This is a genomic window from Cupriavidus sp. 2KB_3, from assembly GCF_052115685.1.
Lineage (GTDB): Bacteria > Pseudomonadota > Gammaproteobacteria > Burkholderiales > Burkholderiaceae > Cupriavidus > Cupriavidus campinensis.
Genome location: NZ_JBFRHD010000040.1, coordinates 1 through 11,089 on the forward strand (window position 1 = coordinate 1; position 11,089 = coordinate 11,089).

11 protein-coding genes and 3 pseudogenes are annotated in these 11,089 nt (G+C 59.8%); 4 read left to right on the top strand and 10 right to left on the bottom strand.

The genetic code is table 11. From position 1 onward, the window contains the following. Positions 1–139 precede the first annotated feature (139 nt). Positions 140–1,168: an IS110 family transposase gene (locus AB4120_RS27425; RefSeq protein WP_149138335.1), complete on the top strand. Its 1,029-nt coding sequence runs from the start codon at positions 140–142 to the stop codon at positions 1,166–1,168. Positions 1,169–1,449: 281 nt separating this feature from the next. Continuing rightward, positions 1,450–2,654, top strand: a protein-coding gene (locus tag AB4120_RS27430) for an IS3 family transposase (protein WP_149138343.1) whose coding sequence is annotated in 2 segments (ribosomal slippage) — positions 1,450–1,756 and positions 1,756–2,654 — 1,206 coding nt in all. Because the reading frame shifts where the segments join, the coding sequence is not laid out codon by codon here. On the opposite strand, the gene AB4120_RS27435 is transcribed toward AB4120_RS27430, so the two are convergent. The 4 genes and pseudogenes from AB4120_RS27435 to AB4120_RS27450 form a co-directional block, all read right to left on the bottom strand. Further along, a complete protein-coding gene (locus tag AB4120_RS27435; protein WP_441643096.1) occupies positions 2,646–4,325 on the bottom strand; it encodes an ABC transporter ATP-binding protein/permease in 1,680 nt (559 codons plus the stop codon). The two genes, AB4120_RS27430 and AB4120_RS27435, sit on opposite strands and share 9 nt — an antisense overlap. Before the next feature lie 144 nt (positions 4,326–4,469). Continuing rightward, positions 4,470–4,628: a DUF3309 family protein gene (locus AB4120_RS27440; protein ID WP_149138341.1), complete on the bottom strand. Its 159-nt coding sequence runs from the start codon at positions 4,626–4,628 to the stop codon at positions 4,470–4,472. A gap of 146 nt (positions 4,629–4,774) precedes the next feature. Beyond that, a pseudogene (locus tag AB4120_RS27445) lies at positions 4,775–4,876 on the bottom strand (DUF1328 family protein); the annotation flags it as partial. Positions 4,877–5,155: 279 nt separating this feature from the next. Continuing rightward, positions 5,156–5,737 (bottom strand): hypothetical protein, encoded by a 582-nt coding sequence (locus AB4120_RS27450; protein ID WP_149138339.1) that lies wholly within the window; start codon positions 5,735–5,737, stop codon positions 5,156–5,158. A 687-nt stretch (positions 5,738–6,424) separates the two neighbouring features. Here AB4120_RS27450 and AB4120_RS27455 point away from each other — a divergent pair. After that, a pseudogene (locus tag AB4120_RS27455) lies at positions 6,425–6,532 on the top strand (GlxA family transcriptional regulator); the annotation flags it as partial. On the opposite strand, the pseudogene AB4120_RS27460 reads toward AB4120_RS27455, so the two are convergent. The 5 genes and pseudogenes from AB4120_RS27460 to AB4120_RS27480 all read right to left on the bottom strand — a co-directional run. Then, positions 6,529–6,687, bottom strand: a pseudogene (locus AB4120_RS27460) ((R)-mandelonitrile lyase); the annotation flags it as partial. The pseudogenes AB4120_RS27455 and AB4120_RS27460 sit on opposite strands and share 4 nt — an antisense overlap. Positions 6,688–6,698: 11 nt before the next feature. Then, entirely contained in the window at positions 6,699–7,085 is a 387-nt protein-coding gene (locus AB4120_RS27465) for a cyclophilin-like fold protein (RefSeq protein ID WP_149138338.1), read from the bottom strand. Positions 7,086–7,311: 226 nt separating this feature from the next. Further along, positions 7,312–7,731: a cyclophilin-like fold protein gene (locus tag AB4120_RS27470; protein WP_187645288.1), complete on the bottom strand. Its 420-nt coding sequence runs from the start codon at positions 7,729–7,731 to the stop codon at positions 7,312–7,314. Between the two features lie 62 nt (positions 7,732–7,793). Further along, positions 7,794–8,537, bottom strand: coding sequence for an SDR family oxidoreductase (locus AB4120_RS27475; protein ID WP_441643097.1), 744 nt, complete (start codon positions 8,535–8,537; stop codon positions 7,794–7,796). A 122-nt stretch (positions 8,538–8,659) separates the two neighbouring features. Continuing rightward, positions 8,660–9,787, bottom strand: coding sequence for an MFS transporter (locus AB4120_RS27480; RefSeq protein WP_262389898.1), 1,128 nt, complete (start codon positions 9,785–9,787; stop codon positions 8,660–8,662). Positions 9,788–9,999: 212 nt separating this feature from the next. On the opposite strand from AB4120_RS27480, the gene AB4120_RS27485 reads away from it, so the two are divergent. Further along, positions 10,000–10,893, top strand: coding sequence for a LysR family transcriptional regulator (locus tag AB4120_RS27485; protein WP_441643098.1), 894 nt, complete (start codon positions 10,000–10,002; stop codon positions 10,891–10,893). 84 nt (positions 10,894–10,977) lie between these two features. Here AB4120_RS27485 and AB4120_RS27490 read toward each other — a convergent pair. Beyond that, a partial coding sequence (locus tag AB4120_RS27490) for an integrase core domain-containing protein (RefSeq protein WP_441643099.1) occupies positions 10,978–11,089 on the bottom strand: 112 nt, incomplete at its 5' end.

An 11,089-nucleotide genomic window follows, 5' to 3' on the forward strand; every position in this document is an offset into this window, starting at 1 on the left:
ATGGATCAGCCCCTTGAATCACCGGACACGGTCGCCCACGTAAAATAGCGGGTAGGCATACGACTGTGTTAATGGGATGGTCGCCCCCGCCTCCGCGAAGCGCGTACGCTACGGAGATCTTTACCGAAGGGGAACCATCATGGAAGACGCAGCGCTGGTGGGTATTGACCTTGGCAAGCATTCGTTCCATCTGCATGGCCAAGATAAGAACGGCAAGGAAGTGTTTCACCGTAAGGTGACGCGCAAGCAACTGGTGCAGTTGCTTGCCAATTTCCCGACGTGCACGATTGCGATGGAAGCGTGTTCCGGTGCTCATTTCATGGCGCGCACGCTGAGCAGTTTCGGCCACAAGGTTCGATTGATTGCCCCACACTTCGTCCGGCCATTCGTGAAGAGCAACAAGAAAGACTTCGCCGATGCCGAGGCGATCTGCGAAGCGGCGTCACGACCCTCCATGCGGTTTGCCACACCGCGAACGGAGTCGCAACAAGTTCTATTGGCATTGCACCGTGTTCGGGATTCGTTTGTCCGCGATAGGGTAGGCACTGGAAACCAGGTGCATGCATTCCTTCTGGAGTTCGGCATCAGCCTGCCGGTGGGCAACACCGTGATGAAGCGCCTGCCAGCCGTCATTGCAGAACATCCGCTTCCTCCGCAACTCATAGCGATCCTTGAGCGCCTCCACACCCACTACAAGTATCTCGATGCACAGATTGCCGAGATCGACAAGGAGCTAGCACGTCAACTTTCCACCGACGACATCGGGCAGCGTCTAATGACGATTCCTGGCGTTGGGCCCATTACTGCGAGCGTGCTATCAGCCGAAGTGGGCGACGGAAAGCAGTACCGCAACAGCCGAGACTTCGCGGCATCGATTGGCCTTGTGCCACGTCAGTACAGCACAGGCGGGAGAGCCAATCTGTTGGGGATCAGCAAGCGAGGAGACAAGAACATCCGACGGCTGCTCGTGCAATGTGCGCGCTCGTATATGCGAGACGTCGATAAACGAGCCGGTGCACTGGCTGAATGGGTGCGATCTCTATTGGCACGGAGACACTCGAGCGTCGTGGCTTGCGCCTTGGCAAACAAGCTAGCTCGAGTCGCATGGGCTATCGCTGCGAAGCACACCACGTTCGTTGCTTCTAATCGCCAGCCGCTGCCTGTTTGAAACAAGAGAAGTCAAGGTCTGGATCAACCATCTGGTTTTGCGATCGCTGGAAATTTGATGACGTAAACGGCATACCGGCCTGAACGAACAACCCGATAGTCATAAAGGCTTTAGAAGCCGATGTGTTTTTTAGGATCGTCAGGCGCGACTCTCATCGAGGCGCGGGACCTTGTTCCCACTACGACGCCGAATAGATTTGAGCAAGCCCGCAACAACATCAAGAACCTGCATTGCAAAATAGGGGGCGACCATAGATTATGACTAGATCAAAGCAAGAAGTGGTGGAAGTGCTGACGGGCCCTGAGCGCCGGCGGCGCTGGACACCTGACGAGAAGCTGGCCATGGTGCGCGAGAGCTGCGAGCCGGGCAAGACCGTATCGATGGTGGCGCGCCGGCACGGGGTGAATCCGAATCAGCTCTTCCAATGGCGCAAGCTCTACCAGGACGGCAGCCTGTCGGCGGTCAGTGCCGGGGAGGAAGTTGTTCCTGCATCCGAGCTCGGCGATGCCCTCAAGCAAGTCCGGGAACTGCAGCGGTTGCTTGGCAAGAAGACCATGGAGAACGAGATTCTCCGCGAGGCGGTGGAGGTAATGAAGTCGCGAAAATGGATTGCGCGCTCACCCTCATTGCCGGGGGACGACCAGTGAAGCGAGTCTGTGACGTCCTCGGTGTAGCGCGCTCGAACGTGGCGGCCAAGCTGGCTAGACCTGCTGATTGGCGGGATGGGCGCAGTGCCAGGCAGACTAATGACGCTGGGCTGATCGAAGAGATTCGCGGCGCCGTTGCACATCTGCCCAGCTACGGCTACCGCCGGGTCTGGGGCGTGCTGCGCCGCGAGCGAGAGCGTCAGGGCGTGCCCGCGGTCAACGTCAAACGCGTCTACCGGGTCATGCGCATGCATGGACTGCTACTGCAGCGCAGGGCCGCTCCACGACGCCAGCAGCGCAGGCACGAGGGTAAGGTTGCGGTGATGCAAAGCAATCGGCGCTGGTGTTCCGACGGATTTGAGTTCCGCTGCGACAACGGCGAGCCACTGCGGGTCACGTTTGCCTTGGACTGCTGCGATCGTGAGGCCATGAGCTGGGCAGCGACGACGGGCGGACATAGCGGCGACGTGGTTCGGGATGTAATGCTGGCGGCCGTGGAGAATCGGTTCGGCGACGTACAGCAGACGCCAACGGAAATCGAGTGGCTGAGCGATAACGGCTCGGGCTACACGGCGGAAAAAACCAGATCCTTTGCCTCGGCCATCGGTCTGAAGCCGCTGACCACACCGGTATGCAGTCCGCAGAGCAATGGCATGGCGGAGAGCTTCGTAAAGACCATGAAGCGAGACTACGTCGCCTTCATGCCCAAGCCGGATGCGGAGACGGCCGTTCGCAACCTGGCAATTGCCTTCGAGCACTACAACGAGCAACACCCCCATAGCGCCCTGAATTACCGCTCTCCGCGGGAGTTCAGGCGGGCTGTGGGGTTCTCAACCTAAGGGTGAGACCGTGTCCGGGGATACGGGAGCAAATCCATTTAGGAGCGTTGGTCGGTGGCTGACGCTTACGAGAGTCGTAGAGGTGCTGCACAGTTGCGAATACAGATCCTCCTCATTGCCAATATCTAACGCGCTCGTCGCCTCATCCAACATGGCGTACCGCGGCCTTGAAAGCAACACGCGAGCGAAAGCGATTCGTTGGCGCTCACCGACGGAGAGAACCTTTCCCCAGTCCAGGTCCGCATCCAGTCCCCCAAATCTCTCGATAAGATCCGGAAGGTTCACAATCTCCAGCAGCCGCAAAAGTTCTCTGTCCAATACTCTCCCGCTGTTGTTCGGGTATAACAACTGGTCTCGCAAGCTACCCGGCACCATGTAGGGATGTTGCGGCAAGAACTGCATCTCCTCCGGACTTGGCCGAACGATCCGCCCCTTGCCAGTGTCCCACAAGCCTGCCACCGCGCGTAAGAGCGAACTCTTGCCACCCCCACTCACGCCCACAATGAGGAGGCCCTCCCCTGGATTGATGGAGACAGATAGGTCTTCGATCAACGTGCGCTCGCAGTTTGGCGTCCGAAGGGTCACGTGCTCCAGCGCTAAACGGGTGTCTTGAACTATTTGAATCTTGTCGTCGGCATCCTTCGGGCTCGCAGGTTTTGCCGTGAGATACATTGAAAACGTGTCCAGGCGGTCCAGCCCTGCCACAAACAGGCTTAGGTTCTCAAAATTATCGACGATGATTGTCAGCGCACTCAATATTGCAGCAAACGCGCCGGCGGCCTGGATCGCGCGCCCCACTTCAAGCTCACCGGAGAGAACCCGCGAAGCGACAATCGCACCGGGAAGCATGATGGTTAAAAAAGCATAGCCGTACTGAAAAAAATTTAGCCTTAACTGCCAGTTAATGAGTTGGTTGTAATTTTCAAAGGCTTCCGCGAATCGCCCCCGGACATGTAACGCTTCTTTTTCCTCGCCACGATAAAATGCAATCGGTTCTGCATTTTCACGTACGCGGACCAAACTGAATCGAAAATCCGCCTCTCTTCTGAGCTGGGAGAAATTTAGGCCGATCAAAATCCGTCCGAATAAAAATACCGACACGACCGTGCCCGCGATCGCATAGACAATCAAAAAATAGACCAGCGTTCTTGATATCGACCAAAGCACGCCGCTGAAAGCCATGAGTTGCAGCATTGCCCCAATACCGACAAGAAGGAAATAGAGAGACTGACGAGTGAACGTATTAATATCCTCCGCTATCCGCTGATCTGGATTATCGATCGCCTGACTGGCATCCAATTTATAGTAAGCCAGATTGTTAAAGTATCGCTCCAAATATTGATCGGTCAGCCAGCGGCGCCAGTATATCGCCAGTTTATTTCGCACGAAATAATAAAAAGCGTAAACTGGTATCGCCAAAATCAAGATGTAGACACACGTTTCGATTGAAGTCCAGAATCTCGGCGTGTCTCTTGCGGCCAATGCGGACGTGAACTCCCCGGATTGTTGATTGAACAGCACATTAGTCCAGGTTTGGGCTAGAAGCAGCAGTATCAACAGGACAAGGAGAAGCCTCGCTCGCCATTTATCCGTCGAAAACCAATATGGTCCGGCGATTGAAACAAACCGGCTCCACGGGCGGCGCTCAATGGTGACCATATCTGTCTTCATACTTGGATTTGTTCAAACCTTGCGTGGTAACCCGGCGGCCTTCTTTGTCGCAGTCACCCCAGCCCGAATGCGACGTCACGCACAACTTCCGACCGCCTTACTGATGTGCGGCACCAAGCGGTTGCAAGCATGCGCATCCGTCTATTAGAGACGACCCAGTACCAGTAAAACGATGATAATTAGCAACACAAGTCCGAGTACGCCGCTCGGTGCATAACCCCAACTCCGGCTGTGCGGCCACGCCGGAATCACTCCGATTAGCACCAGTACCAAAACGATAAGAAGGATGGTTCCTAAGCTCATTTCGCGTCTCCTTATGCAGCCGGTCGTCGCGAGGATCTGAGAGGCTTGAATTGCGGCAGATCGGTTGGATAATCAATCTAGTTTTGGCAGGTGCCAGGGGGAGCACATTGATCTGGCGCAAAGATAGCTACCGCGAGACAACCGGGGACGATCTTGGCGATTTCCAAAGCGCCTGCGGCGATCATACCCAAGCCAAATACCGTCGCGACCAGGGCGATTAAGAAGAAAAGCAACGCGTAGCACAACATGATGCGGTCCCTCGCTCAAACCATGGCGGAGACGGCGCTCCCCACGGGTCGCGGGCAGCATTGCGTGGCTAACAGAACACCTCGTCGCCGCAAACAGCGCCCCAGTCGTCCCACCGCATCTACCTGACCCTGCCTTTGGCTTGCTCCCACTTGCCTTCGATCTGATCCCAGTTCATGGTCAACTCCTTTTCAGATTCCAGATAGCAAGTCCGCGGCCCGACCCGCCCGCCCGCCTTTGCAACAAACGACGACAGCACGCACCGCGAACCGAGCCTATTGCTACTTTCCGTACTTAACTTTCGCGTCCGAAATGCATTTATCCTTGGCGCCGCCGGACATCGCATCGCACTTTTGCTTGTCGGCCTCATAGTTCGCATCCAGGGTGTCCTTCTTGGCCTCGCTGCGGGCCTCAGAGACATCAGCACCGGCATCCACCTTCGCCTTTTCGACCTTGACAGCTCCTAGTGCCTTCTCATGGTCAGCCTTGGCTTCCTTCATGCACACGTCCTTGGCGTTGCCCGTCTTGTCGTCGCACATCTCCTTTGCGACATCGTAGTCTCGGTCGGCTTTGACCTTATGTGCATGAGCCCGGGCTTTCTCCGTGCCTTCTTGCTTCGCCTTAGCCTCCGCCTTGGCCATCTCGCGATCACGCTTGGCCTCGGCCTTGCAAATATCCTTGGCATTGGCTTTCAGTCCGGCGCATTTTTCGCTAGCCATCTTATAGTCGGTGTCTGCTTGCTTCGTTGCAGCCTCATAGTCTGCTTTCGATCCTGCGCGAGGACTAGCCTGTGCAAGCGCAATGCCTGCCGGCACTGCAAACATCAGCGCGTAAATCGCTAGCGGGAATAGTCGTTTAATCATGGTCAACTCCTCCGTGGCGAGCCTCTTTGCGGCGCACGCATCACAGGTATGCGGTGTTCCTGCTGCTCGCCTGATACAGCCAATGAACGCGTCCTGACGCATGCTCAGTCGCGTTAGGAATTCCACCACGCGCGGAAGTTCAGGAACTCAAATCCCACAAATGGTCTTGAACTTCTGACGCTACTGTTAGGTCACTGTATTTGAGGAGGGATATTGAGACTTGTCCTGCGTCAAATCTCTTGTAGTTGGGGTGTACGAGGCTAACAATTGCGCAGCGGGTCCACCTTGCTGATCCAGCACTCGAAGCCCATCTGCAAGTGAAACTGCTGCAACGGACCACGCGCCAGGTTCGCCCCCCCGGCCGACATGACCTTCTGCGAACACTGCCTCACGATACTGCTCGCCATCACCGACGTGAAGTCCGTGATCGGATCCAGCGCGGGCAAGGCGCGCGGCAAGCTGCGCGTGGAACTACCGGAACTACTCTCTCGAAGGCGGCGAGGTGCATGCGTCCCGCGGTATTTCCGTCAAGACGACACCCGTGCATTCGAGCACCGAGGCCGATACTTGGATGATTAGCGGCATCGTCGATCCTACCCAGCGCGGCAGCACCGCCCAGGAGCTGGATTTCGTGCGTACGGCGTCCGAGCACTCACGCCGCACGGCGGCCTTTGCACCGATGCCTTCGTGCTGGCGGATGCGGGTCTGCTAGATGGCAAACGGGCGACGACACATTGGGCGTTCGCCGACGCCCTGCAGGCGCGCTGCCCTGCCGCGCGCATCGAGCCTGACCATATCTTCGTGGCGGACGGCGCCATCTGGACGTCCGCCGGCCTGACGGCAGCGATGGACCTGGTTGGGGTGTTCAGCGGGTCGATGCGAACGGTTCCGGTGAACCACTCGGCAGGCCCTTTCATGGAGGGCTGAGATCCGGCGCGTTTGAGTTCCATGGCTATTCCTTTCAGTGTTTAAGGGTGAGCGTTGCCCGGCCTATCAATCTCCCCGCACCTTCGATGCGTGCCTTCAGGGGCCCACCGGCGCGCAGCGCCTGAATGTCGCCATCGATGCGGCCGAGCTTGACGAGGCCGTCGGCATGGCCGAAGGCCTTGTAGAAGATGGCCAGGTTGCCCCAGGGCGCGTAGTAGGTAATATCGCCAACGGAGGGCGTCATGCCCGCTGGTGCTCCGGCCGTGGAGAGCTTCTTGGGCAGGTGCGCAATCTTCTCGGTGGAGGCGTAATCTTCCAGATTCAGCGTCAGCGGCAACAGGCCGAAAAAGTCGAGCGCGGAGGCGTTGTCCTCCAAGGTCGCGGAGAGCACCTGTCCGTTGACGGTCAAACGAATATTCATGGGACTGACTCCGTGATTCGGCATTGCTGATAGCCGGGGAACCATGGACTGGAACTCAGGGCTGGTCTGGCGTGTTCGCCGGCGGTTGGCGCAAATTGGACGTGCGACGTCGACATCACGCAATCTCCAGTCAGAGAGAGTGAGGGCGGCTTTCGGCTTTGGCAATGGCGCGAGCCGGAGTGTGGCCCCAGTCGATGCCGGGGAGGCCCTGGGCATACCGCCGCAGTTAGTCCCGCGTGAACACGATCCGCACCGGCCCCTGGCCGAGCCCGTCCGGCAGCGACGCCGACTCGTCAATGCGGCCCAGCCGTGTGTAGGAGTACGGCGAGTCGAACGTGAGATAGAAGACGACCAGCGTGTCCGCGCGCCACAGCATGAGATCGCCAGAGCGGATCGTTCCAGGTCGACTGTCCTTGGTCGGCAGGGCCTTCGGAAGCTTCGCATGCTTCTCGTTGCCGTTCAGGTCCGGCATGTCAAGCGTGAGCGGCAAGCAGGCCGCGAATTCACGGGCCGCTTCGTCGTCCGCGAGCGTGATCGAAAAACGGCGTTCACCGACCGCCATCCAGATGCGTCGTTCGCCCGTGGTGTTCGCGTTGGGACCGGCAGCAGCCAGCGGCGGAACGGCGTAGGCCTGCATCAGGTTCATGCAAAGCGCCGCGGCCACAATGGGTCTGATCCTCATGCTCTCGCTCCTCGTGTTTTGCCGTCTTACCAGGGCTGGTTGGCTGGCCCCACCGTAAATTCGTTGACGGTAGTGTCGTCGGGGAGATCGATGGCGAACGCCACGACCTCGGCGACTCGGTCCGCGCTGATGCCGTACTGCCGGTAGATGGCATGCATGCTGTCGGCCGACGCCTTGTGGCTGATGGTGTCCAGCAACTCGGTGTTGATGGCCGCCGGATAGATCGTCGCCGTCCGGATGTTCGTTCCCTCCATTGCGGACTCCATGCGCAAGACCTCCATGAAGTCACGCACGAACCACTTGGTGCCGCCGTACACGGCCCCGCCGGGATAGGCCTTCAGGCCTGCCACGCACGACGTCGCGATCACGTGGCCCGCCTTCTGTGCGATGAACGAGGGCAACACGGCAGCGACGCCGTTGAGGACGCCCTTGACGTTCACGTCGATCATGCGGTGCCAGTCTTCCGTCTTCAGGGCCGAGAGGGGAGAACTTGGCATGAGCCCGGCGTTCAGAAACATGATATCGACGCGCCCGAAAGTTTCCTTTGCCAGACTGACGATGTCGTCGTTGTCAGACTGCCGGGTCACGTCGAGCGCGCAGTACGCAGCTTGGCCGCCAGCCTTCTCAATCTCATCCGCGAGTCGTTTCAGCTCCTTTTCGCGGCGAGCGCACAGGACCACCTTGGCGCCTCTTGACGCTAGCAGTCTGGCGGTCGCCGCACCGATGCCCGACGAAGCGCCCGTGATGATGGCAACTTTGTCCTTGATCATAACTTCTCTCCCAAATCGTGTTTATCGGAAACGGGTTCCAACCACTCCACCGGTTTTCCGTCGAGTGCCGCCTGGAGTACCGCCCGGACGGCGATAGCAGGTCCTACACCTCACGCAGTGAATCACGCCACCCGGCGACTGCGATTCGCCGTCGTCAATGCCAGGGCGGCTGCAGACACCAGGAGGAGTGCGCTGAAGCCGAAGGTGCTGGCGTAGCCGTGGGCATCGAATAGCAGTCCTCCGACCGTCGAGCCCAGTGCAATGGCCAGCTGAACCACGGCCACCATCAGCCCGCCACCCGCTTCGGCACTTTCCGGCAGCGTCGTTGCCAGCCAGCTCCACCAGCCGACGGGCGCGGCAGTCGCGAGCAACCCCCACATCGCCAGCAGCCCAACGGCGGCGCCGGTTTGTTCTCCGAACAGAGCCAGCGCCACGGCCACCGCGGCCATCGCGAGCGGGATGGCGACCAGCGTCCGGTACAGGTTGCGCGAGAGGAACCAGCCGATGAAGGCGGTGCCGATGAGGCCCGCCACCCCGATCGCGAGCAGTACCAGCGACAGGGTCGAGGCGTTGACGTTCGTCGTCGTTTCCAGAAAGGGGCGCACATAGGTGAAAAGCGCGAACTGCCCCATGAAGAGAAGGCCAACTGCCGCCATCCCCCGCAGCACCAGCGGCTCCGACAGCAGGCGCAGTGCATTGCGGGATCCGGGAGCCGGTGCGTCTGCCGGCATCGACGGCAGGCTCGCCCATTGCCAGGCGAAGGCGAGCACCGCGACGGGCACGAGACCGAAGAAGGCACCCCGCCATCCGACCAGCGAGCCGATGAAGCTGCCCAGCGGTGCGGCGATGACCGTGGCGAGCGCATTGCCGCCGTTAAAGATCGCCAGCGCGCACGGGACCTTCGGCGCGGGCACGAGCCGGATGGCCGTAGCGGCAGACATGGACCAGAAGCCGCCGACGGACACTCCGATCAGTATCCGGCCCATCATGTACATCACAAGACCCTGCGCCGAAGCGATCAGGGCGCCGGATACGGCCATGGAAGCGGTCATACACAACAGGACGGTCTTGCGATCCAACCGCTGCGCCAGCGCCGGAAGCAGGAGGCCAGTCAAGACAGCGAAAGCGCCGGACACGGCGATCGCCTGACCGGCCACGCCCTCGCTGACGCGCAGATCCGACGCGATCGGCGTGAGCAGGCTGACCGGCATGAACTCCGATGCAATCAGTGCAAAGACGCATAGCGCCATCGCGAACACGCCACTCCAGTGGCTCGATGGTTCGCCGCTCGTAGCAGCAGCGACACGCGATTGCGCTGGCAGCGGCTTGCTGCAGAGTTGGGGAGCGAGGGTCGAGGGAGCTTTAGTCATGCCCCAAATTATGGTGACGACCCACGCGCGCTACTAGATAATGAATTCTGAATGCATTTAGTAGCCCGACTAATGAATGGGAGGTGGGAATCGTGGCGAGGAGGAACCTGAACGACTTGCTGGGATTCGTGACCGTCGCGCGGGAGGGCAGCTTCACGCGCGCCGCGGCGAGCCTGGGGGTCACACAATCGGCCCTGAGCCAATCCATCCGCGGCCTGGAGGAGCGGTTGCAGATCCGCCTCCTGACGCGGACGACGCGCAGCGTCTCGACGACGGCTGCCGGCGAGCGCCTGATGCAGGCCATCGGGCGGCGTTTCGACGAGATCGAATCCGAGCTCGATGCCTTGACCGAACTGCGGGACAAACCGGCCGGCACGGTCCGCATCACCTGCGGCGACCACGTGCTGCAAAGCAGCCTGCTGCCCAGGCTCGCGCCCTTACTGCGGGAGTACCCGGACATCACGGTGGAGTTCGACGTGAACTACGGCTTCCGCGACATCGTGGCCGACCGCTTCGATGCGGGCGTGCGCATCGGCAGCACGATCGACAAGGACATGATCGCCGTCGCGATCGGCCCAGCGCTGCGCCTGGCGGTGGTCGCATCACCCGAGTATTTTGCGTCCCACCCGGCGCCGAAACAGCCCCGGGATCTGACGGAGCATCGTTGCATCAATCAGCGCATGCCGACTTCCGGCGGCCTATACGTCTGGGACTTCGAGCGTCGCGGCCGCAAGGCGAACGTGCGCGTGGACGGGCCCCTCATCTTTAACACCACGCCGCCGCAAGTGGAAGCTGCGCTCGCCGGCTTGGGCGTCGCCCTGCTGCCCGAAGACGAGGTGATGCCCCATGTCAGCGCCGGGCGGCTGGTGCGCGTGCTGGAAGACTGGTGCCCGAAATTTTCTGGGTACCACCTTTACTACCCGAGTCGACGGCAGCCTTCTCCGGCGTTCTCGTTAGTCGTGGAGGCACTGCGTTTTCGTGGGTGACTTCAGCGAATCTGAAAAGCGAAGTGGGACGGTAGGTTGCGGTTCGATGGATTTGCTCCCGTATCCCCGGACACGGTCTCACCCTTAGGTTGAGAACCCCACAGCCCGCCTGAACTCCCGCGGAGAGCGGTAATTCAGGGCGCTATGGGGGTGTTGCTCGTTGTAGTGCTCGAAGGCAATTGCCAGGTTGCGAACG